Source organism: Rothia endophytica (assembly GCF_039543885.1).
Taxonomy (GTDB): domain Bacteria; phylum Actinomycetota; class Actinomycetes; order Actinomycetales; family Micrococcaceae; genus Rothia; species Rothia endophytica.
Window position 1 is genome coordinate 109,104 of record NZ_BAABKP010000002.1, and the last position, 24,351, is coordinate 133,454.

The 24,351-nt window shown below is 54.1% G+C and carries 25 protein-coding genes and 2 tRNA genes; 3 read left to right on the forward strand and 24 right to left on the reverse strand.

Annotated elements, in window-relative coordinates:
• Nucleotides 1-51: 51 nt before the first annotated feature.
• The 12 genes from dxr to ABD982_RS07025 all read right to left on the reverse strand — a co-directional run bounded on the left by dxr (nucleotide 52) and on the right by ABD982_RS07025 (nucleotide 11,619).
• A complete protein-coding gene (gene dxr, locus ABD982_RS06970; protein ID WP_345445972.1) occupies nucleotides 52-1,368 on the reverse strand; it encodes a 1-deoxy-D-xylulose-5-phosphate reductoisomerase in 1,317 nt (438 codons plus the stop codon).
• 41 nt (nucleotides 1,369-1,409) lie between these two features.
• On the reverse strand, nucleotides 1,410-3,227 hold the full coding sequence (locus ABD982_RS06975) for an ABC transporter ATP-binding protein (protein WP_345445973.1): 1,818 nt from the start codon (nucleotides 3,225-3,227) through the stop codon (nucleotides 1,410-1,412).
• A gap of 212 nt (nucleotides 3,228-3,439) precedes the next feature.
• Complete coding sequence (locus tag ABD982_RS06980) at nucleotides 3,440-3,706, reverse strand: GlsB/YeaQ/YmgE family stress response membrane protein (RefSeq protein ID WP_251380781.1); 267 nt, start codon at nucleotides 3,704-3,706, stop codon at nucleotides 3,440-3,442.
• A gap of 170 nt (nucleotides 3,707-3,876) precedes the next feature.
• Nucleotides 3,877-5,511 carry a solute symporter family protein gene (locus tag ABD982_RS06985; protein ID WP_345445976.1) on the reverse strand — a complete coding sequence of 545 codons (1,635 nt, stop codon included), beginning with the start codon at nucleotides 5,509-5,511 and terminating at the stop codon, nucleotides 3,877-3,879.
• 9 nt (nucleotides 5,512-5,520) lie between these two features.
• Nucleotides 5,521-5,895 carry a DUF485 domain-containing protein gene (locus tag ABD982_RS06990; protein WP_251380780.1) on the reverse strand — a complete coding sequence of 125 codons (375 nt, stop codon included), beginning with the start codon at nucleotides 5,893-5,895 and terminating at the stop codon, nucleotides 5,521-5,523.
• Between the two features lie 139 nt (nucleotides 5,896-6,034).
• Nucleotides 6,035-6,625, reverse strand: coding sequence for a DivIVA domain-containing protein (locus ABD982_RS06995; RefSeq protein WP_345445978.1), 591 nt, complete (start codon nucleotides 6,623-6,625; stop codon nucleotides 6,035-6,037).
• Between the two features lie 29 nt (nucleotides 6,626-6,654).
• Nucleotides 6,655-7,500: a phosphatidate cytidylyltransferase gene (locus tag ABD982_RS07000; RefSeq protein WP_345445980.1), complete on the reverse strand. Its 846-nt coding sequence runs from the start codon at nucleotides 7,498-7,500 to the stop codon at nucleotides 6,655-6,657.
• Nucleotides 7,501-7,505: 5 nt separating this feature from the next.
• On the reverse strand, nucleotides 7,506-8,063 hold the full coding sequence (gene frr / locus ABD982_RS07005) for a ribosome recycling factor (protein ID WP_251380776.1): 558 nt from the start codon (nucleotides 8,061-8,063) through the stop codon (nucleotides 7,506-7,508).
• A gap of 100 nt (nucleotides 8,064-8,163) precedes the next feature.
• Complete coding sequence (pyrH, locus tag ABD982_RS07010; RefSeq protein WP_237203470.1) at nucleotides 8,164-8,898, reverse strand: UMP kinase; 735 nt, start codon at nucleotides 8,896-8,898, stop codon at nucleotides 8,164-8,166.
• A gap of 178 nt (nucleotides 8,899-9,076) precedes the next feature.
• Complete coding sequence (tsf, locus tag ABD982_RS07015) at nucleotides 9,077-9,907, reverse strand: translation elongation factor Ts (RefSeq protein WP_251380774.1); 831 nt, start codon at nucleotides 9,905-9,907, stop codon at nucleotides 9,077-9,079.
• A gap of 119 nt (nucleotides 9,908-10,026) precedes the next feature.
• On the reverse strand, nucleotides 10,027-10,839 hold the full coding sequence (gene rpsB, locus ABD982_RS07020) for a 30S ribosomal protein S2 (protein WP_251380773.1): 813 nt from the start codon (nucleotides 10,837-10,839) through the stop codon (nucleotides 10,027-10,029).
• Nucleotides 10,840-11,316: 477 nt separating this feature from the next.
• The gene (locus ABD982_RS07025; protein WP_345445985.1) at nucleotides 11,317-11,619 is read right to left on the reverse strand and encodes a hypothetical protein; all 303 of its coding nucleotides are present in this window, start codon (nucleotides 11,617-11,619) and stop codon (nucleotides 11,317-11,319) included.
• Nucleotides 11,620-11,784: 165 nt separating this feature from the next.
• Between ABD982_RS07025 and ABD982_RS07030 the strand changes: the two genes are divergently transcribed.
• Nucleotides 11,785-12,126: a M23 family metallopeptidase gene (locus ABD982_RS07030; protein WP_345445987.1), complete on the forward strand. Its 342-nt coding sequence runs from the start codon at nucleotides 11,785-11,787 to the stop codon at nucleotides 12,124-12,126.
• Nucleotides 12,127-12,226: 100 nt separating this feature from the next.
• Here ABD982_RS07030 and ABD982_RS07035 read toward each other — a convergent pair.
• The 4 genes from ABD982_RS07035 to ABD982_RS07050 form a co-directional block, all read right to left on the reverse strand.
• Nucleotides 12,227-12,300, reverse strand: a tRNA-Ile gene (locus ABD982_RS07035).
• Nucleotides 12,301-12,383: 83 nt separating this feature from the next.
• Nucleotides 12,384-13,589, reverse strand: coding sequence for a glycosyltransferase (locus ABD982_RS07040; RefSeq protein WP_345445989.1), 1,206 nt, complete (start codon nucleotides 13,587-13,589; stop codon nucleotides 12,384-12,386).
• 195 nt (nucleotides 13,590-13,784) lie between these two features.
• On the reverse strand, nucleotides 13,785-14,693 hold the full coding sequence (locus tag ABD982_RS07045; protein WP_251380768.1) for a phage holin family protein: 909 nt from the start codon (nucleotides 14,691-14,693) through the stop codon (nucleotides 13,785-13,787).
• Nucleotides 14,694-14,817: 124 nt separating this feature from the next.
• Nucleotides 14,818-16,209: an MBL fold metallo-hydrolase gene (locus tag ABD982_RS07050; RefSeq protein ID WP_345445992.1), complete on the reverse strand. Its 1,392-nt coding sequence runs from the start codon at nucleotides 16,207-16,209 to the stop codon at nucleotides 14,818-14,820.
• A gap of 116 nt (nucleotides 16,210-16,325) precedes the next feature.
• On the opposite strand from ABD982_RS07050, the gene ABD982_RS07055 reads away from it, so the two are divergent.
• The gene (locus ABD982_RS07055; RefSeq protein WP_345445994.1) at nucleotides 16,326-16,583 is read left to right on the forward strand and encodes a metal-sensitive transcriptional regulator; all 258 of its coding nucleotides are present in this window, start codon (nucleotides 16,326-16,328) and stop codon (nucleotides 16,581-16,583) included.
• Nucleotides 16,584-16,656: 73 nt separating this feature from the next.
• On the opposite strand, the gene ABD982_RS07060 is transcribed toward ABD982_RS07055, so the two are convergent.
• From ABD982_RS07060 to ABD982_RS07090, 7 genes are all read right to left on the reverse strand, one after another.
• Nucleotides 16,657-17,241 carry a rhodanese-like domain-containing protein gene (locus tag ABD982_RS07060; protein WP_345445996.1) on the reverse strand — a complete coding sequence of 195 codons (585 nt, stop codon included), beginning with the start codon at nucleotides 17,239-17,241 and terminating at the stop codon, nucleotides 16,657-16,659.
• A gap of 23 nt (nucleotides 17,242-17,264) precedes the next feature.
• Complete coding sequence (locus ABD982_RS07065) at nucleotides 17,265-18,035, reverse strand: sulfite exporter TauE/SafE family protein (RefSeq protein WP_345445998.1); 771 nt, start codon at nucleotides 18,033-18,035, stop codon at nucleotides 17,265-17,267.
• Between the two features lie 224 nt (nucleotides 18,036-18,259).
• Nucleotides 18,260-18,332, reverse strand: a tRNA-Asn gene (locus tag ABD982_RS07070).
• 115 nt (nucleotides 18,333-18,447) lie between these two features.
• The gene (gene dnaG, locus ABD982_RS07075) at nucleotides 18,448-20,355 is read right to left on the reverse strand and encodes a DNA primase (RefSeq protein ID WP_345446000.1); all 1,908 of its coding nucleotides are present in this window, start codon (nucleotides 20,353-20,355) and stop codon (nucleotides 18,448-18,450) included.
• A gap of 32 nt (nucleotides 20,356-20,387) precedes the next feature.
• Nucleotides 20,388-20,582: a hypothetical protein gene (locus ABD982_RS07080; protein WP_237203420.1), complete on the reverse strand. Its 195-nt coding sequence runs from the start codon at nucleotides 20,580-20,582 to the stop codon at nucleotides 20,388-20,390.
• Between the two features lie 23 nt (nucleotides 20,583-20,605).
• A complete protein-coding gene (locus ABD982_RS07085; protein ID WP_345446003.1) occupies nucleotides 20,606-21,949 on the reverse strand; it encodes a deoxyguanosinetriphosphate triphosphohydrolase in 1,344 nt (447 codons plus the stop codon).
• A 65-nt stretch (nucleotides 21,950-22,014) separates the two neighbouring features.
• Nucleotides 22,015-22,728, reverse strand: a complete 714-nt coding sequence (locus tag ABD982_RS07090) for a GAP family protein (RefSeq protein WP_345446005.1) — start codon at nucleotides 22,726-22,728, stop codon at nucleotides 22,015-22,017.
• A 75-nt stretch (nucleotides 22,729-22,803) separates the two neighbouring features.
• Here ABD982_RS07090 and ABD982_RS07095 point away from each other — a divergent pair, with 75 nt between their 5' ends.
• The gene (locus ABD982_RS07095; RefSeq protein ID WP_345446007.1) at nucleotides 22,804-23,391 is read left to right on the forward strand and encodes a TetR/AcrR family transcriptional regulator; all 588 of its coding nucleotides are present in this window, start codon (nucleotides 22,804-22,806) and stop codon (nucleotides 23,389-23,391) included.
• A gap of 308 nt (nucleotides 23,392-23,699) precedes the next feature.
• On the opposite strand, the gene ABD982_RS07100 is transcribed toward ABD982_RS07095, so the two are convergent.
• On the reverse strand, nucleotides 23,700-24,242 hold the full coding sequence (locus ABD982_RS07100; RefSeq protein WP_345446009.1) for a GNAT family N-acetyltransferase: 543 nt from the start codon (nucleotides 24,240-24,242) through the stop codon (nucleotides 23,700-23,702).
• Between the last annotated feature and the right edge of the window lie 109 nt (nucleotides 24,243-24,351).

Consider the following 24,351-nt stretch of genomic DNA (forward strand, 5'->3'; position numbering starts at 1 on the left):
TGAGAACCGGTACTGGATCGTTCCAGTACCGGTTTTTGTGCAATTAAAGCCCTAGCGAGCCAAAATCTCGTGAGCGCGAACGCGCGCCCAGCGCTCGGCCTCCAGCACGGCGTCCAGCGTCAGCTCAGAGGTTTCAGCCTTAGCACTGGAATCCTCGTGGTCTTCTAGCACCCGGGCGGTGCTCTCAATCATGTCTGTGAAGCGGATAGCCCCGGCATGGAAGGCAGCTACGGCTTCCTCATTGGCGGCGTTGAAAACTGCCGGGAAAGTACCGCCGCGCTTTCCTGCCCGCTTAATCATCTGCACAGCGGGGAAGGCCTTGTGATCCAGGGGCTCAAAAGTCCATTCGGACGCCTGCGTCCAGTCACAGGGTTGGGCGACACCGGGAATACGGTGCGGCCACGTTAGTCCCAGTGCGATAGGAAGAAGCATGGTCGGTGGGGATGCCTGAGCAACGGTAGAGCCGTCCACAAACTGCACCATGGAGTGCACCACTGACTGGCGGTGCACCGTCACGTCAATCCGGTCTAGGTCGATGCCAAAGAGGTGGTGGGCTTCAAGAACTTCCAACGCTTTATTGACCATAGACGCAGAATTGGTGGTGACGACCAAGCCCATATCCCAGGTGGGGTGTGCCAGTGCCTGAGCTGGGGTAACCTCGCGCAACTGTTCATAGCTCATGCCACGAAAGGGCCCACCGCTGGCGGTGAGAACCAGCCGGTCAATCTCCCGGTCGGTACCTGAGGCTAGCGCCTGGGCCAGTGCAGAATGTTCAGAGTCAACGGGCACCATGGGCTGCTCTAGCGGTGAGGCATCTACCGCGGCACGTACCAGGGCGCCACCAGCAATGAGAGACTCTTTATTTGCCAGAGCCACCTGAGAACCTGCTTCAAGAGCGGCCAGGGTGGGGCATAAGCCAATGGAACCGGTAATGCCATTGAGTACTACGTCCGCCCCAGATGAGGCAGCCTGCACTGAAGCTTCAGGACCGTAGGCGATATCCGGTTGATAACGAGATAAACCCTGGGTGCGAGCTGCATCAGCAATGAGCTCGCGCAGCCGGACGGCGTCCTGCTCGCTACCGCTGGTCGCGACCAACTGCACGCGCAGTTTCACGGCCTGCTGTGCTAGAGCAGGTAGAGAGCTGCTGCCAGCAGATAGTGCAAGCACCCGTAGGGGGGCATCCTGTGCACCGCTACTGCTATCAGCTAGTGAATTGAGGTAGTCAATGACCTCAATACCCTGGGTGCCGATAGAACCGGTAGAACCCAGCAACGCAACGGTGCGGCCCTGACCCAAGAAATCAATCAGTTCAGGGGTGAGGGCTGTGGTGTTGGGGCTGAGGTTTTGTGTTGAACCAAATCGCATGGCTTCATTTTCTCACACCTAGCCCTTACACCAGGGCCGAGCTAGCCCACGATATCGAAGCTTTGCAGCTTCTTCTTAGAAGCCTTACCGCCCTGGTTCTGCAGACCCAGCAGTTCGGCATAGATGCCGCCGGACACCGCCAGCTCGGCAGGGGCGCCTATCTCCTCGATACGGCCGTCCTTGAGCGTGACAATGGTGTCAACAGTGGCGATAGTCGACAGGCGGTGGGCAATGATCAGAGAGGTACGCCCCACCATCAACTCTTCAAGGCCCTTTTGAACAGCTCGTTCAGCCTTAATATCTAGAGCCGATGTAGCTTCATCGAGAATGAGAATGGGAGCATCTTTGAGGATGGCGCGGGCTACCGCTACGCGTTGCTTCTGACCACCAGAGAGTTTGAGGCCGCGTTCTCCAATCAGTGAGTCATAGCCGTCCGAAAATTTTGAGATGAATTCGTGGGCATTGGCTTTTTTAGCAGCAGCGATAATCTGCTCGCGGCTGGTAGCGGGGTTGGCGTAGGCGATATTCTCTGCGATGGTGCCCGAGAAGAGTGAGGCATCCTGGAAGACCATGCCAATCAGTGAACGCACAGTTTCAAGGTCACTGCCGGCAATATCCATGCCATCGACCGTGATAGAGCCGTTGCGGGCATCGTAGAGGCCTTCAAGAAGAGCCATCAGCGTGGACTTACCGCCACCGGATTCACCCACGAAAGCGATGCGCTCACCGCGTTTGATGGAGAGGTCGATCTTGTGCAGTACGTCCTCTTCACCGTTATAACCGAAAGTGACCTCATTAAAACGCACCAGCTCTTGCCCGGTTTCGGCCTGGATGGTGTGCGGGCGGGTGGGAACGTCAGTGCCAGCGGTAATGGCCAAGGCACGGGCATCGGAGTCCCGTTCCATCACGTCAAAGTAGTCCTTTGAGCCGGTGATGGCGCGCTGGGCACTGTCAACAATCCAGGACAGCGAATTGATGGGGGCTACTGCCATGGCAAGTAACTGAATAAGGAGCACCATGTCACCGATGCTGAAGTTACCCGCCAGAGTTTGCAGGAAAATGAGCAGGTAGAGTCCAAAGAAGATGAGGCTTAGGAAGGCGAGGCGGGCGACATCCATGGAGTGCCAGAAGCGGGACTGCTCACGGGTTAGCCCTACCGTATTGCCAAAGTGGGTGCGGAAAAGGTCTAGTTCGCGGCGCTCGGCACCGAAAGACTTGACCACTCGAATCTGACCGATGACTTCGTTGAAGCGGCCTGAAGCTATATCGATGTTCTGGTTTTTCTTACCCTCCCAGACCTGCCACTTGGCGCTAGTTTTTGAGGTTAGCCACAGGTAGACGGGGAAAATGATGATAAGGAGCAGACCCAGCGGCCAGTAGTAGATAGAGCTAATAACGATAACCGAGACGGTGGTGATAATGAGCGAGATAAAGGTATTGCTCATGGCCTTCACGAAGTTAGTTACTTCGGTAATTGAACGGTTAAGCCTCGAAATGATGGTGCCGGTCAGCTCTGTATCAAAGTACGAGAGCGGCAGTGTTAGTAGCTTCTCAAAGTAGCGAACTGATAGGATGGTTCGCATTTTTTGGCTCATCACATCACCGATGTAGCCACCAATGTTGCTGGTGATCACGTTAAAGAGCTGGGCTACCAGGTAGGCCACTGCGAACCAGGCAATTGCCATACCGGTAGTGGGCTCAGAGCCGTTGAGGTGGTTTACCACCGTATCGGTCGCACCCGAGATAATAAAGGGCGCTAAGAGGGAGCTAACTGAGGTCAGCACAGCACACACCACAATGCCGGTATAAAGGGGCCAAAGTTCTCGGGTGGCACGGATAATTCTAAGTATGCTCTTCATGGCTCTCCCTGTGCGTAGTATCGACGGTAGGCTCTTCGTGGAGTTGAGCTCTGCCCACCAAACACTACCCGTTACCCCGCCGGGCTGACCCTCCCCTTCGGTGCGTTATTCACCACCCTGCATGCCCTACCTGAGTATAACGAGAAACATTAACAAAAAATCCCCGCCGTGCACCCGTGAGGGACACTGGCGGGGAGCCTTAACGGTAGAGGCTAGCGAGCGCTCTTCTTGGTGATCATACCGTAGATCCACAGGACAATCAGGGCGCCGATAACAGCGGTGAAGATTGAACCGAGGGTTACGCCACCGACACCAGCGGTAAGGAAGGGCAGGAAGTTACCCAGCCAGCCACCGAGCATAGCGCCTACGATACCCAGGACCATAGTGACGATGATGCCGCCACCCTGCTTACCGGGCATAATGAGCTTAGCGAGCGCACCTGCAATGAGGCCAAGAATAATCCAACCGAGGATACCCATGAGTGTATGTCCTTTCATCTGTGCTGATTATTATCAGCTGTACGTTTTTAAGCCTACACGAAACACTAAGCAATCTGTTAGTTTCTTGCTTATGCTTTGGTCACAGTTGGGTTAACACTGGTGGGCACCCCGTTCGGGGCGCCCACCAATGATAATGCTAGATACAGCTCTTAGTGATCGATTGCGCCTTCTGCACCGACGCCGGTGAGTGAGCGAACTTCCATCTCTGACTGCTTAGCGCTTGACTCTTCCTTGCCACCTAGTGAGCCCAGGAAGCCCAGCAGGAAGGCGGCGGGGATAGAGACGATGCCGGGGTTTGCCAGCGGGAACCAGGCAAAATCTACTCCCTTGATCATGGAGGTTTCTGCACCGGACATCACCGGCGAGAAGAGAATCAGGAGAACCGAGATGCTCAGACCACCGTACATTGACCAGAGCGCACCGCGTGTCTTGAACCCCTTCCAAAAGAGGGAGTAGACGATGGTGGGCAGGTTAGCCGATGCTGCAACGGCGAAGGCAAGGGCAACCAGGAAGGCAACATTCTGACCCTGGGCACCAAGACCACCGAGGATGGCCAGTGAGCCGATGACTACCACGGTTGCCTTTGCGATGCGGGTTTCCTTGAGAGGATCAGACTTGCCCTTGCAGATGACATTGGTGTAGATATCGTGGGCGAAAGAAGCTGATGCTGTAATTGCGAGACCGGCAACTACTGCCAGGATGGTTGCGAAAGCAACACCTGCAATGACGCCCATCAGCAGAGAACCACCGAGTTCGTAGGCCAGCAGGGGTGCCGCTGAGTTGACGCCACCGGGTGCTGACTGGATGGCTTCCGCACCAACCATTGCTGCAGCGCCGAAGCCCAAGATTAGGGTAAAGAGGTAGAAGCAACCAATGAGGACGATAGCCCACACCACAGACTTGCGTGCTTCTTTAGCGGTGGGCACGGTGTAGAAGCGCATCAAAACGTGCGGCAGGCCAGCGGCGCCGAAGACCATCGCCATAGCGAGGGAAACGAAGTCCAGCTTGGAGGTTTCGCTCACACCGTATTTGAGGCCGGGCTCTAGAATTCTAGGATCACCGGAGGTTTCAACAGCTGCTCCCAAGAGGGTTGAGAGGTTGAAACCGTTGAGAGCTAGAATCCAGACCGACATCACGGCAACACCGAAAAGCAGCAGGCAAGCCTTGATGATTTGCACCCAGGTAGTACCCTTCATGCCACCGATCATGACGTATACAATCATGAGCAGACCAACACCGACAATAATCAACGACTGGCCGAGTTGGGAGCTAATACCCATGAGCAAGGAGACGAGCGCACCGGCACCCGCCATCTGAGCTAGCAGGTAGAAAAGTGTGACAGCAAGGGTTGAGATACAGGCTGCGATACGCACCGGACGCTGTTGCAGACGGAAGGAAAGAACGTCAGCCATGGTGAACTTACCCGTATTACGCAGGGGCTCAGCTACCAGAAGAAGTGCTACCAGCCAGGCCACGAGGAAGCCGATGGAGTAAAGGAAGCCATCGTAGCCAGTCAAAGCAATTGCACCAACGATACCCAAGAAGGAAGCCGCCGAAAGGTAGTCACCGGCGATAGCTAGACCGTTCTGGGTTCCACTGAAGGAGCGCCCGCCGGCATAGTAGTCGGCTGCAGTTTTATTATTCTTCGACGCTCTCAACACCACCACCATAGTAATGAGCACAAAACCGCCGAAAATGGTCATGTTAATCCAGGGGGTACCCACGGTTTTGGTTGCAGTGTCTGCTGCCTGCAGGGCGCTGGCCTGCACAGTAGTTATGTTCATAGTTGCCTCTTAGTTGGTCTTGCCGTGAGCGTACTGACCGTCTTCAATGTCGGTGCGTAGCTTCAGTGCCAGGGGGTCAAGTTTGCGATTTGCGAAAGATACGTACAGTGCTGTGATACCGAAAGTTGTGACAAACTGCAGCAGCCCCAGAAGAATACCGAGGTTTATGTTTCCTACCACCTGGATGCCCATTAGTCCTGGCGCATAAACGGCCAGGACTACATATGCCAGGTACCAGACAAGAAAGGCAACGGTCATGGGCATAACGAATGAACGGTGGGTTTTGCGTAGCTTAACAAAATCTTCGCCCCGTTGGGCGGCAGCGAAATCTACATGGTCGGCGTCGACCGGTAGTTTGATGGGTTCGGGTGATGTGTGTGACATCAACTACCTCCTAATATGTAACTGTGAACACACTAGTCTGTATCGCACATCACTTGCAAGTACAGATGACACAAAAAGAGCAGGTTCCCGTAATAACCCGGTAAACCTGCCCTCACTAGTAAAAATAAGCTCGTAACTTTTATAGCATGTCTTGTAAATATTCGAGACACCGGCTCATAAAAGCATCAACCTGCGTTTCGTCATAGCTGTTCTTGCCCACCGCACTTCTGAAAGCCGCTGAGCGAATTTTTTGCGGTAGCAAAGTTTCACCCTGCTCAACCGTGCGCAGGATGAGACGGCAGAGTTCGTCAACATCCTCAGTCAAGTAACCCTTGGTTCGTCGATGGGAGGGTCTGCGAAAACGCTCCCCATCGGGACGGTTTAAGCGCCCCCGCAGAAGCGCACGCAGTTCTTCTAGCGAATCTTGCCAGAGTTCCTCGCCATAACGCTCAATGTAGAGCCGACGCTCGATTTCAGCAAAGCGATCCTCAACTTGGTCTAGATAACTATCAACCGCCTGGGGGGTGTAACCCCCTGCTTCCGGCGTGAACACCTTATCTCGGATGGTGCGGGAGGTATGCGCAGACTGCGAGGTGCCATGGTGTGTTAGGAGCTGCTCATAGTCATCGGCGAGTGCACCGAAAAAATCATTGACCTCACGTACACTGTAGCCGCTTTCCTGCGGGCCCACTTTGCTAAAGTTCTCGGCAGTTGATGCCTGCTGCGACATGTTCACTCCTTAAAAGTTCTCTGCATGACCTAGAAGATAGCACCGAGTACAGCAAAAATAACGTAGCCGGTTGCAATCGCGAAAACAATGGAGTCAAGACGATCCATGACTCCCCCATGTCCTGGAAGAAGATTAGACATATCTTTAATGCCGATTTCGCGTTTGACCATGGACTCCCCCAGGTCACCCACCGTTGAGGCAATCACCAGAAAAATGGCCACAATGATGCCGTACCACCAAGGATCACCAATCACCATTGAGCAGATGATGCCAACGATAAGTGACCCAACCATAGAGCCTGCAAAGCCCTCCCAGGTTTTTTTGGGAGATATTTTGGGAGCCATCGGGTGCTTACCCCAGAGCACACCTGCAATATAACCCCAGGTATCGTTGCCGATAGCCATCAGCAAAATCATGAGCACCTTGCCAGCACCTGATTCTTCGCGGTAGAGCAAAAGAGCTAGCGAGATCATGAAAGGTACCCAGGACATCACAAAGATCGAACCCATGATGGACATAATCATGCCATCGCGTTTGCCAACGATGCGCCAACCAATCAGCACCAGGATTGAGGCAACCACCGTGAAAATTAACCATTGCCCACCGCCGTAGTAGGCGGCAAAAGGCATGAAGAAGGCCGTAGCGACAGCCGGGATAAGCGGCACACCCATGCCGCGTTTCTGGTTGAGACCGTGGCAAACTTCCCACGTTCCCACAGCAACAGCAGCGGCAGCCAGCAACACAAGGACAGCAGGAAGATAAAACAAACCCACCACCAGCACCGCGCCGAGGGTAACGCCAACGGTGATAGCGGCGGGTAAGTTCCTGCCAGCTTTTGAGGCCTTCTTAGGCTGTTCAGTAGGCTGAGCAGTCATCGTGTTTAGACCTCGGTCAGTTCAGCTTCCTTGACCTTCAGCAGAGCGTCAATCTGATCGGTGTGCTTCTTGGTGAGGGCATCCAGTTCTTTTTCTGCGCGAGTGCCATCATCTTCACCGATTTCACCGTCTTTGACCAGCTTATCGATAGCGGTCTTGGCGTGACGGCGGGTGTTGCGCACAGCAACGCGTCCATCTTCCGCCTTGTGGCTAGCCATCTTGACGTACTCGCGGCGGCGCTCTTCGGTCATTTCAGGCATTACAACGCGCACAACGTTACCGTCGTTAGCGGGGTTGGCACCCAAATCTGAGTCGCGAATTGCCTTCTCAATGGCACCCAGTGCACTCTTGTCGTAGGGGGTGATGAGGATGGTACGGGCTTCGGGGGTCTGGAAGGACGCCAGCTGCTGCAAGGGGGTGGGTGCGCCGTAGTAGTCAGCATTGAGGTTAGCAAAAAGCGAGGGGTTAGCGCGTCCGGTGCGAATGTTAGCGAATTCGTTCTTTAGCGCTTCCACGGACTTATCCATTTTTTCGCCGGCTTCAAGGAGGGTTTCATCAACCATCGGTGTTGTCCTTTTGGTTCTTGCCCACCGTCTAGGCAGGCTTTTTATTCAGTCCCTACCAGTCTAGTGCGTCAGACTGGTAGGGGCTAATCTCTGGTAGTTATGCGGTCACCAGTGTACCGATTTGGTCACCCAGGATGGCCCTAGCTACGTTGCCCTCACCCTGCATACCGAACACACGCATTGTCACGTTGTTATCCTTGCAGAGGGAGAAAGCGGTCTGGTCCATGACACGGATGTTACGCTTCAGGGCCTCATCGTACGTAAGGTTGTAAAGACGCTCGGCGTTGGGATCCTTGTTGGGGTCAGCAGTATAGATACCATCTACCCCGTTCTTAGCTACTAGAACCTCATCAGCATGAATTTCAAGAGCACGCTGAGCCGAAACGGTATCGGTAGAGAAGTAGGGCAAACCAGCACCAGCACCAAAGATCACAACGCGGTCTTTTTGCATGTGGCGGATGGCGCGGCGCGGAATGTAGCTCTCGGCAACTTGGTGCATGGAGATAGCCGACTGCACACGGGTATCAATACCAGCCTGCTCCAGGAAATCCTGCAACGCCAGAGAATTCATAACGGTACCCAGCATACCGATATTATCTGCACGCGAACGGTCCATACCCGCTTCTGAAAGCTCGGCGCCACGGAAGAAGTTACCGCCACCCACGACAACAGCGACCTCAACTTTTCCGATGGTTGACGCAATCTGTTCAGCAATGCCTCGTACAACATCGGTTGAGATACCGACCTGTCCGCCACCAAAAACTTCACCAGAAAGCTTGAGGAGGACTCGGCGGCGTCCGGTGTCATCTTTATGAATAGGTGTGGTGGTCATAGGCCCTCCTGGCAACTCAATGATAGGTGCAACGCCTACCGGCGCTCGCGTCGTCTCTAGCATACGACAAAGGGGAGCCCCTTGTGTAGGACTCCCCTTTGTACTCAACTTTTCTGTGCAGTATCACAGTGCCCCTTTGACAGGGCAAGGTAACTACTCAAAGAGCGAGTTTCTCTATTTATGCACCAACACGGAAACGTTCGAAAGCGGTTGCGGTTGCACCGTTCTCTTCCAGAACTGCGGCAACAGACTTTGATGAGTCCTTTGCGAAGTCCTGGTCAACCAGAGTGTTTTCCTTGTAGAAAGACTTGAGCTTGCCTTCAATGATCTTGGGGATGATCTGCTCGGGCTTGCCTTCGCTGCGTGCGGTTTCTTCTGCAACGCGCTTTTCAGCCTCGATGTCCTCAGCTGAGATGGACTCAGAGGTGAGGTACTTGGGGCTCATTGCAGCAATGTGAACTGCTACATCGTGAGCAACGGTTTCAACGTCGTTACCAGCAACAGCCAGCAGGACACCAACCTGTGCAGGCAGGTCCTTTGAGGTCTTGTGCAGGTAAACAGCGACGTTTTCGCCTTCAACGCGTGCTACGCGGCGAACAACGATCTTTTCGCCCAGCAGTGCGCCAGCTTCGGTGGTGAGCTCTTCAACGGTCTTACCCTCGAAGGATGCTGCATTGAGTTCTTCGATGGTTGAAGCGTTAGCTGCAACTGCTGCCTCGAGAACGTCGTTACCGAACTTGATGAAGGGGTCCGACTTAGCAACGAAGTCGGTTTCTGAGTTAACTTCGACCATGAAGCCAACGCCGTTTTCAACGCGTGCGGCTACGAGGCCTTCTGCGGTTGCACGGCCTTCGCGCTTGGTAACGCCCTTGAGGCCCTTAACGCGGATGATTTCCATTGCCTTCTGCTGATCGCCATTAGCCTCGTCGAGGGCCTTCTTGACGTCGAGCATGCCAGCGCCGGTCTTTTCGCGCAGTGCTTTGATGTCTGCTGCGGTGTAGTTCGCCATTGTGAACTCCTTGATGGTTTGTGAACAGATCAAAAATCTATTGGGTGCCACCGTAACCGGTGGCGGTGAGAGGATAAGGCACCCACCAAGGTGGGCGGGTGCCTTATCGTTCTCAAGCTTTACTTAGCTTCTTCTGCCTTAGCTTCTTCAGCCTTAGCGGATTCGTGCTGTTCGAGCAGTTCGCGTTCCCATTCAGCCATGGGCTCTTCGGAAGCATTAGCTGACTTGCCAGCCTTCTTGTTTTCGCGTTCCAGCAGACCCTCAGCAGCTGCATCCGCAATAACGCGGGTGAGCAGGTTGACGGAGCGGATAGCGTCGTCGTTGCCGGGGATGGGGAATGAAACTTCGTCAGGATCGCAGTTGGTGTCCAGGATGGCTACCACGGGGATGCCGAGCTTCTGAGCTTCGTCAATCGCGAGGTGTTCCTTCTTGGTGTCTACAATCCAGATGAGTGAGGGAGCCTTGGTGAGGTTACGGATACCACCGAGGGTCTTCTCCAGTTTCTCGTGCTCGCGGCGGAGCAACAGCAGTTCCTTCTTGGTGAACTGTGAGCCTGCTACGTCATCAAAGTCGATCTGCTCAAGTTCCTTCATACGATCGATTCGCTTGGAAACGGTCTGGAAGTTGGTGAGCATACCACCGAGCCAGCGGTGGTTAACGTAGGGCATGTTCACGCGGGTAGCCTGTTCAGCGATGGCTTCCTGAGCCTGCTTCTTGGTACCAACGAAGAGAACGGTGCCACCGTGTGCAACGGTTGCCTTAACAGCCTCGTAAGCCTGGTCAATGAAGGCCAGTGACTGCTGCAAGTCAATGATGTAAATGCCGTTGCGCTCGGTGAAGATGAAGCGCTTCATTTTGGGGTTCCAGCGGCGGGTCTGGTGACCGAAGTGGACACCTGAATCGAGAAGCTGGCGCATAGTTACGACGGGCATGTCGTCTCCTTTTGAAAAGTGCCGGGCGGGCCCCTGATTCCAGGCTAACCACGCCACGCGCATAGTAGTTATCGGTTTACATGTGGAGCGTATGGGCTTGCACCCGCTCCCCTGGTAGCGCTCAGATCGGCCCGTTAAAGGTTTAGACGGGTAATCTCAGGCCGCGACCGGTTTCCCGGACCGAACGTCCCTTATCAGTGGTAAAACTGCTGTGCACTACGCGATGTCAAACCCGCACCAAGGTGCGGATGGGTCTCTATGTAAAAGGATTCCCTTTGCCTCTTTTCTACCGTTGAAGGCTGAAAGTGTGCACACGAGTGGGCACAAAGGCAAACTGCAAACATCAACTATACCGCATCAAAGCCTGCTCTAACACCGATTTTGGGCGTTTTAAGTCTGGTAAGCAGGTCACTTTTAGCTCTGCCGCTGACTGACACTAATGAGTCTAAAATTCCTTGGTGAACCCGCCCTTAATAGCTACTTAATTCTCTGCACACCGTCTTTAGCAGTCCATGTGAGTTGGGTGCCCCGTAAGAAGTTCAAGTCAATACTGCCATCACCATGAACTGTTTCATCTGCCGTGGGAAAGGTGATGGTAGTTACTGGGTTGCTTGATATACCAAGGGTTTGAGTGGAAAACTCCCTCAGATTGCAGGGCGGGATATCTTCCCATGTCACTTTTTCATTGGTATTGGTTAAAGCGTTCGCCAGGCGCAGGGTAAGAGGTTCATAGCGAAGGAAGATGACACCATGAAGCTTTATATTCGGAAGGTGAAGCATCAATGCCTTTTAGTGGTTTTGCTTGCCGTTTTTCTACTAGCAGCCCCCAGCAGTGATGCGGTAGATGGCAAGACGCCGCGGTGGCAAGCCCCGGTGATCGGTCCGCTAAGCGTTGCTACGGAGTTTGAAAAGCCTGAGCTGAAGTGGTCGCCAGGTCACCGCGGTGTGGACCTCACACTGCAGGAGAATTTTATGGTGCGCTCCCCTGAAGCTGGGGTCATCACTTTTTCAGGTACCGTGGTGGACCGTCAAGTCATGACCGTTGAGCACCCGGACGGGCACAAGTCATCCTTTGAACCGGTGACCGATACTCTTCCGGTAGGTACTGAGGTTCAGGCGGGGCAGATTATCGCTCAGCTTGATCAAGAGGTAGCTCACTGCCAGCCTGCGGCCTGCCTACACTGGGGTGTTCGTCAAGGACCGGACGACTACGTTAACCCCCTGCTCTTTTTGGGGTTAGCTGATCCCAGCGTTCTCCTGCCCATAGGCGATGATTTTGCGGCCTAGGTAGTTTTGGTTCATCGGTCAGCACGTGCATTTTGACCAGTATAGAAAAACCGCCCCCATCAGGTTATATCGTTTAACCTAACGGAAGCGGTTTATGCTGTAGGGCCTGCGGGGCTTGAACCCGCGACCAAGGGATTATGAGTCCCCTGCTCTGACCAGCTGAGCTAAGGCCCCCCGCTCACACGCAATTTAGCAGTGCAAGCGTTATCAAGAATACCCCACAGGTGCTGCTCTAGAAAAATTTGTTGCCTACGTGGCTAACCACGACCAGCTACAAAATCATGGTAAGCCTGGTTCGATACGTAGAGAGATTCGAAGGTTTGCCAGGTCTTCTCGGCTGCGTGCTTCTCAATCATTCGATGAGAGTGTTGGCCCATTTTGGTTCTGTTTTCCTCTGACAGAAGCAACACCGCAGCTAATTTTTCTGCTAAATCCTGGGGGTTGCCCGGCTCGAAGAGGTAACCGTTCTGCCCCTCTTCTACAAGGTGGGGTAATGCAAGTGCGTTGGCCAAAACCACGGGCTTAGAAGCACTCATCGCTTCAAGCGTGACGAGAGATTGCAACTCAGCGGTACCAGGCTGACAGAAGACGTCAGCGCGCAAGTAGCCGTCCCGTAGCTGCTCGTCGGTAACATACCCCAAGAATCTCACGCGGTGCTCAACACTGCATTCATGCGCCTTAACCTGTAAGCTCTCCAGGATTTCACCGCTGCCAGCTACTTCAAGAACCGTGTGGTTCAAAGACTCAGGAAGTAGTGCAAGCGCTTCGATGAGAACATCCACATTTTTTTCGACCGCCAGGCGACCAGCAAAGAAGATCAGAAGCTCCCGAGGGTCTTTCTCAACCGTTTCACCGGGAGCAAGCTCGTAGTTCTCACTCTGAATACCGTTAGACACCGGCATGACCAGGAGCTTAAATTTACCTGAAGCGCGCATAGCATCAGCCCCGATTTGAGTGGGGTTAGTGACCACCGCCGCCTGAGAAAGCACTCGGCGCATATCGCTCCATGAAGCTTTCTCCACCAGGTTCTTGCCCCACTGAGGAAAGGGCAAGAAGGGGTTGATGTTCGCTGGCATCACGTGGTTGGTGGCGATAACACGTATCCCGTATTTCTTACCGATTCTGGCGAGCACCCTGCCGATGATGTAGTGGCACTGAACATGAATAACATCGGGTTTAATGCGTTGCACGATACGTTCAGCGTCTTTGTAAATTTCCCACGGAAAACTCAAACGCATGTAGGAGTGGGTGACCACCTTGTGCGAGCGCACACGGTGCTCTGTTAGGCCGTCTACGTCAAAGGACGTTGTTGTACCTGCTTCTTGACGGGACGCCATGACGTGAACCGTGTGCCCCCGATCTTTCATGGCTCGTGCTAGACGGTGGGAGAACTGCGCTGCACCATTGACATCGGGAGGGTAGGTATCAGCACCAATAAGAATGGTGAGGGGCTGCGTGGCCATTGATGTGGTCACCTTTAAGGGTTGAAGAGAGGGTGTTTGCTACCATCAAGACACTACCGGATTGATTGATTTTTTGCAGGTTCAGTGCAGATAGCTCGTTCACTCTCACCCGATTGTAAACCCCACTATTTCAACAAAAACCCGCCGCCCTTTCTGAGAAAGGGCGGCGGGCGCATACTCGTAAGTCAGGGAGACTTACTTGCGACGAATGAGCTTGCCTAGGAATACGAAGAAGGCACCGAGGGAAGCTACCAGCGCGGCAAAGGACTTCCAGTGGGCCTGCAGGGTTTCAGGGTCAGATGCATTGTTAACCAGGTTCCTGCCGTTGGCAGCCGCAGTAGATGCCGCAGTCGCAGGGGTGTTCTTGGCACTGTACTTAGCCTCCTGGCTCAGGCCCTTAGCGCGGGTCTGAACGTCGTTGGCGTGGTTTTCGATGTCATCGCGCAGGGTCTTGAGGTGTTCACGGCGCTGCTTAGTGCGCTGGATGAGCTGTTCCTTGTTAGGAGCAGGAGCGGCAGGGGTCTTCTCAGAGTCCTCGCTCTTATTCTCTTCTGATTCAGCCTTCTTAGCTTCAGCCTTTTCAGCCTGCTCACGCTTGACTCGCTTTGAAGTCATTGCTGAGCCTTCCTTGAGCACGCCGAGGTCGTAGAGTACACCGAAGATTGCTGATTCAGGTTTGAAAGGAAGCTGTTTCATGATCATCTTGTAACCGAGGAAGCCCAGCACGGCAGCTAACAGGAGGAAAAGCCCCACCAGTACGAGGGCAGCTGCCCAGTTAGGCATAATCGCGGCAAGACCAACGTAAGCAAGGATGACCAGAGCGATGGCCATGAAAAGTGCGAAGATGACGGCTACAGCAGCTACTGCAGCGCCCTTACCTACCGCGATGCCCTTTTCTTTGACCTCAATTTTGGCAATGGCAACTTCGTCTTTAAGCTGTTTGGGGGTAAGGCGGGTAAGAACCTTGCCTGCATCAACAACCTGGGTCGCACTGGATTTGATGTTGTTGATGCCCGCGCGGATACCGCGGTTAGCGGCAGGCATTTCATCGGCGCGGACGCTCTGAGCACGAGTTTGCCCAATAGGATCCATTGGAGTGGTCATGAGCCACCTCTCTTTGCATTATAAGTGTGCTTGTGTACTGCTTATACCAAGTTATCAGTTTACTCCGCTTATAGCCCTATTAGGGGAGATACTTCACGCCCTGGAGGTAATTATTTACCTATCGTTATGCACCCTGCTCATCCAGCCAGCCCTGGTAGCTTCCTTCAAGTTCCAGCACCTTGTAACCTGCTCGACGCAGACCACTAGCCACTACCGAATTGCGCACACCTGATTGGCAAAAAGTCACCAGGGTTGAACCAGTCTGCGGTAGCTCATTGAGGCGCCAGAGCGCTGACCCGCCAGATAGCTGCTGTGCCCCAGGGATACTGCCGGCAGCGTACTCCCCCTTGCCGCGCACATCAACGAGGGCATCGTAACCGGTGTGATCTAAATCAGCCGGAACGATGGTTTCTGGCTGATAGTTCGCCAACTCAGCGATATCAGAGGTAAAGAAACGCACCGTATCAATACCAACACGGTAGAGAGCGTCCCTAAATTGAGCCGCGTTAGCTTCATCATCCAAAGTGACGATGAGGGGGCGTTGCTCACGCTCCGGGTCGATCACCCAGGCAGCAAAATTGGAGGCCTGGCCTCCTGCCGGAACGTTCAATGCACCTTCAACAGTTCCCCTGTGGACGCTGTGCTGGTCACGGGTATCAACCAGTAGAGCTGACCCGTCACTCAACATATTCTTGACCTGTTCAACATCCAGCTTTTCGGGATGGGCAGGTTGTCCTATGAGCGCTGGGCCCAGCCGGTTCTCTTTTTTCATGCGCGCAAAGTAGGCATGTGCGTCCGGCTGTCCGTCCAGAAGTTCATCAATAAACCCTTGCTCATCGTCGTTTTCAAGATAGGGCGCCCACCATGCGAAAGCTTTTTGGTAGCCCACGGTGCTGGTGGGTACAGCTCCCAAGGCCTTACCGCAGGGGCTACCTGCACCGTGTGCCGGGTAAATCTGTACGTAATCCGGTAGGGGCATGAAGACTCTCTTGAGGCTTGCAAAGAGATCTTTTGCGCCCGCAAAGCGAGTGTCTTTGCCACCTGCTGCCTCATCGAGCAGGTCTGGCCGCCCCAAATCTCCCACAAATACAAAGTCACCGGTTAGCATATAGCCGGGCTGATCTGCCACCGCACCGTCGGTCACGAGAAAGGACAGGTGTTCAGGGGTGTGACCCGGGGTGTGCTGAGCTGTAACGGTAATGTTGCCCAGTTGGATGGTGTCGCCGTGGTGGATTCTCGTACCGTCAAAGTCGTACTGCCAGTCAGTTCCACCCTCCCCCGAGAGGTAAACGGTGGCGCCGGTTGACGATGCCAATTCGCGGGTTCCCGATAGGTAGTCGGCGTGGATGTGGGTTTCAGTGACAGCAATGATGTCCATGCCATTTTTGGCAGCTAGATCAAGGTAAACCTGAATGTCACGGCGGGCATCAACCACAATAGCTTGGCCTTTGCGCTGGCAGCCAATGAAGTAGCTTGCCTGTGCTAGTCCCTCTTCATAAATTCGTTCAAAAAGCATGGTGACTCCTATCAGTTGGAAATAATACCCCTGGGGGTATTATTGAGCATAGCAAAATACCACCTAAAGTCAAACCCCCGGGGGTATACTAAACAGAGCAACAAAAGGAGAAAATCGTGCAACTTGAAGCAGATAACATCAGACCTGCCATCAACCGCCTCAAGAGAGCGCAAGGGCAATTGGGTGGCATCATCCGCATGCTAGAAGAGGGTGCAGACTGCCAGCAGGTCGTAAACCAGCTTGCCGCAGCATCCAAAGCCGTAGACCGGGCAAGTTTTGCCATCGTCGCCGCTGGGCTACAGCAGTGCTTGACCGCCGAAGAACCAGAAATGAGCCCAGAGCAACTAGAAAAGATGTTCCTCTCACTAGCGTAAACAGAACTACCTGCCGATACAGGCGCAAAAAAGCCGCCGGAACCATTATGGCTCCGGCGGCTTTATCTATCGCCTAAGCGTTGTGCTGGCGCAGGCGAACCTGCGCTTCTTTCAAGCTCACTTCGCCCTGGCGGTTATAAGGCAGCTTTTGCAGAGCCGCCCCCATAGCACAGGTATTACTCAGCGCAGCAAAGCTCAGACCACCACCGATAGCCCCGGCAACATACTTGGCTTTAGGAGCTACTGCACTCAAGGCAATACTGCTGAGCACCAGTGAACCAGCTACTAAACGCACCTGGCGCTCAAGATCCCAACGAGTGGGGCCCGCCTTAATAGCACCCTGCGCTGATTTCCACGCTTCAATACCGCCGGTCAAGACGCTGGTGTCGAGCACACCCACCCCGGCCAGTAGCTTCTGAGCTCTCTGCGCCCTGGCACCCGAACGGCAAATAATAATGATTTCCTCATTAATGTGAGCGCTGAGATCCTCGGGATGCTTTTCAATAAGCGCCAGAGGCACATTGACGCTCCCCGGAATATGGGCACTTTCAAACTCAGCAGCTGTTCTTACGTCAAGCAGCAGGGCCTTGCCCTCGATGCGCATCTGCTCCAAACGGGCTGAGTCGATTGATTGAGGTAACGATGATTCGATGGTCATATCATTTTCCTTTGATGTAGTAATTAGATGATGGCTAGAAAACTGTTAATAGCGGTGTAGATAGCTACAAGGTACAGCAGAGCGGCGAAAGCTAGCTTGAGCATTTTCTGAGGCACCTTGGCACCAATCCTGGTTCCGATGAGTGTAGAAAGTACCGTCGAGCCGGCCACAACACTCAATACACCCCAGTCCAGCTGACTTAACTGGGCAAAACCGGCGCCCAACCCCGCGATGGAATTGATAAAGATGACAACCAGCGAGGTACCCACCGCACGCCGCATACTCAAGCCCATCAGCAGAGTAAGCATCGGAACAATCATGAAACCGCCACCCACACCAAAGAAGCCTACGAGGACACCCACTAAGAGAGCAGCCAGAGTAATTTTAATGGCACCTGCAAATCTGCCCGCACTTCTATCACTTGAGTCGACTCGTGAGCCAGCGACGGCATTTTTGATCATGAGGCTAGCTATCACTACCAAAAGGACAGCAAAGGTGAGCATGAGAGCGCTGCCATCTACTCCCCCAGCAAGATAGCGTCCACCATAGGTGCCAGCGATCCCCAGCACGCCGAACAGCACGCCTTTATCTATGTCTACTGAACCCCTTTTTGCATGGTTGACAATACCCGAAAGTGTGCCAGCTACCATCACGACCAGTGAGCCGAGCGTGGCATCCTGAGGCTCAAAGCCAAAAATAAACACTAGAGCTGGCACAGCAAGAATTGCCCCGCCACCGCCCAGGGCACCCATGAGCAGGCCGATAACGGCTCCTAACAGCACAGCGAGTAGCATACATACCTTTCAGCTGATTAACCTACCTCCCAAACCATACCCCTAGGGGTATTTTTTTTCAACTGGTCAAGCAGAAGAGGGCGGTTGGGGAAGGTTGCCAAATACGACTGTGCACCTTTAGGGCGCACGTTCGTGCATAGGGTGCACGCTCGGATTCTAAGACCTGCGGAGTGATTGCTGGTTAAAGAAAAAGACCCAGCTAAAAAGCTGGGTCTTATTGCTTGCTCCCCCGACTGGACTCGAACCAGTAACCCTTCGATTAACAGTCGAATGCTCTGCCAATTGAGCTACGGGGGAATGTTTAAGGTGATATTTTCATCTCCGCAACGAGTAATAACTTTACTGGAGTTGCTTCAACCTCGCAAATCGAAATTCCGTAAGCTCAGTCACACATCACGCGGATTGGTGGAAGTTAGTCTTGCCCTTGCATTTTTTTGCGTCGCTGCATTTCTAGTTCCAGTAGTTGTTGTTGGATTTGTCGGTATTCTTCGGGTTCGGTGGCGGCGTTAGTCCGTTGCAGTCTCATGAGTAGGTCTGATTTTTGGCGAGTGATTTGTTGCTCAAAGAGACGGTTGAGAATATCGCGGGAGTAGCGCACTAGCTGGTCGACCGTGCGCGCGGGGATGGGAGCCACGGTGAGCTGGGCGATGAGAGCGTGTACTTCCTCTGGGGAATGGGCTCGGACGGTGTTGACCCAGGCGTGACCGGGAACGGGGGCCATGGTGCTTGCTGCACCGATAATCCCCTGCCCCACCCCAGCGTGCATGCGGTAGCGGTACTGCACGGTGGCGAGTTCCTGCCACTGTTCGACGCTGAGATAGTCAGGCTTTTGCACCACGATTTCTAGGGCATCGCGTTCTAGCTTGGCGAGAGGGTCGCTCATGTCGGGCTGTTCGAAGGGGTTTTCTTGGGCTCTCTGCTCTGTTTCTTCACCTGCCTGTCGGGCTGCACGTTCAGCTTCTGCAGCTTCAGCTTTTTGGCTAGCAGAGAGTTGCGGGTGGTTAAGGGCATAGGTGACGGCGCGCTGCACTTCACCGATGTCTAAGCCCAGCTGGCCTGCTACCTGCCGAACGTAGGCTGGGCGCAGGGCGGCGTCCTTAATGCCCGCGATGATAGGAGCGATGGCCCGCATACCGCGTACTCGCCCTTCAAGGGAATCAAGATCAAAGTCAGCTAGGGTGGCATCGATGGCGAATTCAAAGAGCGGGCGGCGGGACTCAATCAGCGAACGCACGGCGGCGTCTCCCCGGGCTAGACGTAGATCGCACGGATCCATGCCGTCTTTAGCAACGGCAACATAGGTTTGAGCGACAAAGCGCTGGTCTTCGGCGAAGGCGTGCAAGGCAGCCTTTTGCCCGGCGGCATCACCATCAAAGGTGAAGATGACTTCTCCACCGCTACCGTCATCCGAGATGAGGCGGCGCACGATTTTGATATGGTCGGTGCCGAAAGCGGTGCCGCAAGTGGCAACCGCTGTATCGACCCCGGCCAGGTGGGCTGCCATGACGTCGGTATACCCTTCAACCACCACAATCTTTTTCTGGCGGGAGATATTACGTTTTGCCAGGTCGATGCCGTAGAGCACCTGGGATTTTTTGTAGAGCTGGGTTTCGGGGGTATTGAGGTATTTGGGGCCTTGATCATCGTCAAAGAGCTTGCGAGCGCCAAAGCCGATTGTTTCCCCGGCGATACCGCGAATGGGCCAGACCAGCCTGCCGCGAAAACGGTCATAGAGCCCGCGGTTGCCCTCTGAGAACATGCCGGTGGCGCGTAACTCATCGGTGGTGAAGCCCTTATTCTGCAGATATTTGAGCAGATTATCCCAGCCCTTGGGGGCATAACCTACCCCGAATTTTTGGCTGGATGCCGGGTCAAACCCGCGCCCGCCCAGGAACTTTTGAGCCGGGGCAGCGGCGGGGGTGTAGAGGTTTTTTTGAAAGAATTCGGCGGCTATTTTGTGGGCGTCCAGTAGACGCTGCCGACGGCCGACCTCTTCTTTGGTCTGGCCGGTGCCCTGTTCGTAATGCAGTTCATAGCCGATACGGGCTGCCAGTTTTTCTACCGTTTCGGTGAAGGGGGTGTGGTCCATTTCCATTACGAAGGAAATGACATCACCTGATTCGCCGCAGCCGAAGCAGTGGTAGGTACCCATTTGGGGACGCACGTGGAAGGAGGGGGTGCGCTCGTCGTGGAAGGGGCAGAGCCCTTTGAAAGAGCCGATGCCAGCGCTTTTGAGGGTTACATATCCTTCAACAATCTCGCGGATATCGGTGCGCGAGCGTACCTCATCGATGTCTTCACGTTTAATTAAGCCAGCCACCCTACCAGTGTAGTTGAAGGCGTCAAACGCGGTTATTCATCGTCGAGGGGGCCAGGGCGAGTGCGTCCCATCCCGAAGCTTTCGGGTGAAAGGGCGATGAGTAGGGTCACGATAAAGGCGGTGAATCCCCATATCCATCGTCCGGTGACTGCACCCACCAGCACGCCAATCATGAGGCTGGTTACCGCCGCTAGGGCGAGCTGTTTGAAAGATTTTTTATATCTCATTGTTCTACTTCCGTGAAAGGGTTCTACCAAAGGGGCTTGTTGCCCACCGACCAGTTCGACCCGGTGATGCGTTTGAAGAGGGCAAGGGCACTGCGGTCAGTCAGGCAGGCGACCTGATCGATGACCAGGCGCAGTTTAGCAACGTCATCGTTGCGGCCTAGCTCACGCAGGTCAGCAGCAAAGACAGGTTCAAGGTATTCAGGGTTATCCAGCAAGGCTGCCACTAGAAACTCCAGAATTTCTTTCTGGTTTTCGTAGTGAGGCTGGGCGTCACGAGAGGTCATGACAAAGGTGGTGGCAATGCCCTTGAGCACGGCAATCTCATGCTCGGTTTCTTGGGGCACCACCAACTGGGCGCTGTAGCGAGTCAAATCCCCATCACCGTAAACATCACGGGTGGCGTTCATTGCCGAGGCCGCAAAACGACCAATGAGTTTTGAAGTCAGTGCTTTGAAAGAGGCATGAGAACTGCGAGTACCGCTCATAAAAGGCACCCAGCGTTCCAGGTTTTCTAGACGGTTCAGGGCGGCATCGAGGGTACTATCGTCAGCTCCCGGCAGGTACCACTGGCGAGTTTTTTCAAACAGAATCTCGCGGGTACTGGGGTTCTTGAGATCATCCAGTTGCACGTGACCGCCGAACACGGCATCCTCAACGTCATGCACCGAGTAGGAGATATCATCGGCAAGATCCATAACCTGCGCTTCGATACATTTTTGGGTGGAGGCTGCGCCAGCTTCAAGGGCACCGGCTCGAAACCAGGTGAAGACCGGCAGGTCATCGGCATAGACACCGAACTTGCGGTTGGGTCTACCGTCCGGTCGTGGCGGGGCGTCGGCATACCCCCATGGGTACTTACAGGTGGCGTCTAAAGACGCCCGGGTCAGGTTGAGCCCCGCACTGCCACCATCGTGCCGCATCACCTTGGGTTCAATACGGGTGAGCAGGCGGAGGGTTTGCGCATTACCCTCAAACCCGCCGGCGTCCGCAGCGAGTTTGTCCAGGGCAGTTTCACCATTGTGCCCAAAAGGCGGGTGACCCAGGTCGTGGGAAAGGCAGGCTGCGTCAACCACATCGGGGTCGCACCCCAGCATTCTACCCACCTCACGCCCAATCTGGGCGACCTCTAGGGAGTGAGTAAGACGGGTACGCACAAAGTCATCGGTATCGGGGTCAACCACCTGCGTTTTAGCCCCCAAACGGCGCAGTGCGGCCGAGTGCAACACACGAGCACGATCGCGCTCAAAGGGCGAACGGTAAACAAACTTATGGTGCTCGGGCACCCAGCGGGCGGCGTCCGCCTCGGTGTAACCGGGACTGGGGGCGAGCTCACTGAGATACGCACTTGATGACTTTTCGACGCTCATAGCTCCAAGTTTAGTAGGATATGCCCCCTCGGAGGCGTACAGAGAAATCTGGTGGTTCAAGCTTCCTAGAACAAGCCCAGCTGTATCGCACTGTTTCTGACCAGCAATACTCCCACAATAGCCGCCACCCATAGGAGCGTTACTTTGGCTTCGTACTCTAAACGCGGCATTATTGTGAAGATTTTTTCGAAAACGCGCTCACCCCACAGACGAGCGATACATCCTATCAGCACAGCCGGGGCAACCATCACTAGACAATAAAGACCCAGCACCCCCAGCTGAACTGCAAAAGGTGCAGGTAGCGACTGAATAATGCCAATAGCGGCAAGATAAGGCAACATGGTTGCCGTCTCTAAAACAGCTGCCCCAACAGCCAAACTAACGATGCCCAGTAAACCTGCACGCTGCCGGATCTTCTGGTCAGCCTGTTGCCCCCGGGCATCCATAATCTCCTCCGCTGTCTTCTTCACAGGGTTGGGCGAGAAAACTCCGAAGATGAACAGAGCAGCACCCAATGCTAATAAGGCCCAATTAAACCAGGCGGTGACGGCTACTTGACTGAAGATTTCCGTCACCCTGCGCATCCCAAAGAAAAGCGCAATGCCTATCAAGAAGTAGGAGGCGGCTATGGTAGCCAGATAGACCCCGTAAGGGACCACCCGGACATGCCTCCATTTGATAAGCAATACCAGAGGAATCACTAGGGTTCCCATACTGAGACTATCGACCAAGGCTAGAGCCAATAATGATAGAAAGTTTGCCAAAGTCCACTCCTCCATGCAATCACATTAGACTTTATCATACGAACGTATGAGAAAATAGAGTTAAGATATCTTCGTTGATAAAGTGCATGTATGTCTGATACATCTGCTCAAGAAGCCGCTATAAGCGATGCGGCAATCCGCGTGATTGTTACACAAGGGTTTGATGTAGTGAGCGTGCGGAAAGTGGCCCAAGAAGCAGGTCTTGCCCACGGTACCGTCCAGTACTACATGGGCACAAAAAATCAGTTGCTCGAAAAAGCACTCTTGCGCTCTACAGCACGGCAACACGAGCGGGTGCAGAATCTACAACTACCCGCTGATCCATTGGAAAGACTAACGACTGCCCTACTCGAGCTTCTACCGATTGGAGAGGTGCAACGAGAGGACTCCACGCTTTGGATTACTATGGGCGCAGCGGCTTCAACACGCAGCGGGCTAGCCAAGTTGTATCAACAGGAGCTAGCCACTTTTCAGGATCGGCTAATGCAGGCACTGATCGTCTGGCACTCTACCGGCAACTTGGGAGTCGCCACTGAAGATCTTCCTCGCACCGCCCGGCTTCTAACAGCCTTCATTAATGGCCTGACCCTAGATTATCTGAACATGCCAAGCCGATCAGGGCTAGTAGATGATATTAAAGCTGACCTCAGAAGCGGGTTGAAAAAAATCCTGAGTTAGACGTACGCGCGTCCTATCAACCCCCCGCCCCCAAAAAAAGAGTGCGCCTCTTATTGACTACCTGCTACCCATTAACCTATCTCCATGTAGTGAGGTGCTACGGGTAGATGAGTTTTTACCTTTCAGGGGCGCGGTTGCTAAGTAGTACGACTTTACTGATGTGCTACTTCTTTAGACCGGCGGGGCTCACCCCACACCACCTGGTCGAAACTAGGCGGAAAACCACCAGGTTGTTTGCGGTGGTGCGGGGGTTGGTGTTTTATGCGACTGGTGGGGTTTTTGAATAACCCTCAAGGTATCAGAGCGTTCTATAAATCATCATCTTCGCTCAACCCAAATTCTGCTGGGTAGATAACTTCGCCAGATGGCAGATCAAAAGCGGGGTTAAGATTAAGGACCATAAAAGCCTCAGCTGGCACCTCCATACTTGTTTTGATTCCGTGAAAACGCGACTGTTCAAACCCAAGGGCGTTATAAAAGACTGGATGTCCCAGCACCAGCACACAGGCCGGCTCATTAAGTTGTAGCGCTTTTTCTCGGGCTGCCGACAGGACGCTACGGGTCAGCTCGCTGCCGATACCCTGCTTCTGATGAGTGGGAGCTACAGCCACCGGGGCGAGCGCAAGTACTGGCACCGAACCTACCCAGCAGCGGGTCAACAGAGCGTGAGCAAGAATCTGGCCGCTCTGGCCCACAGCTACCCGAGACACACCAGGTTCCCAGACACTTCGGTTGGCGCGCAGATCTTCGACGAGTTGTGCCTCGTAGCCGGTCTCGAAAGCTGCTCTATGAAGCTGACCGATTGCAGGGGCGTCATCAGAGGTTTCTGGGCGAATGGTGTAGGTAGTCATGAGTCTAAGTCTAGTAGCCCGCACTGCTCGTTGCCGATGATGCAGCCACCAGCTGCTCTTAGTCACTCAAACGTCACGGAAAGAGCCGGTGAAGGTTTCGGTGATATCG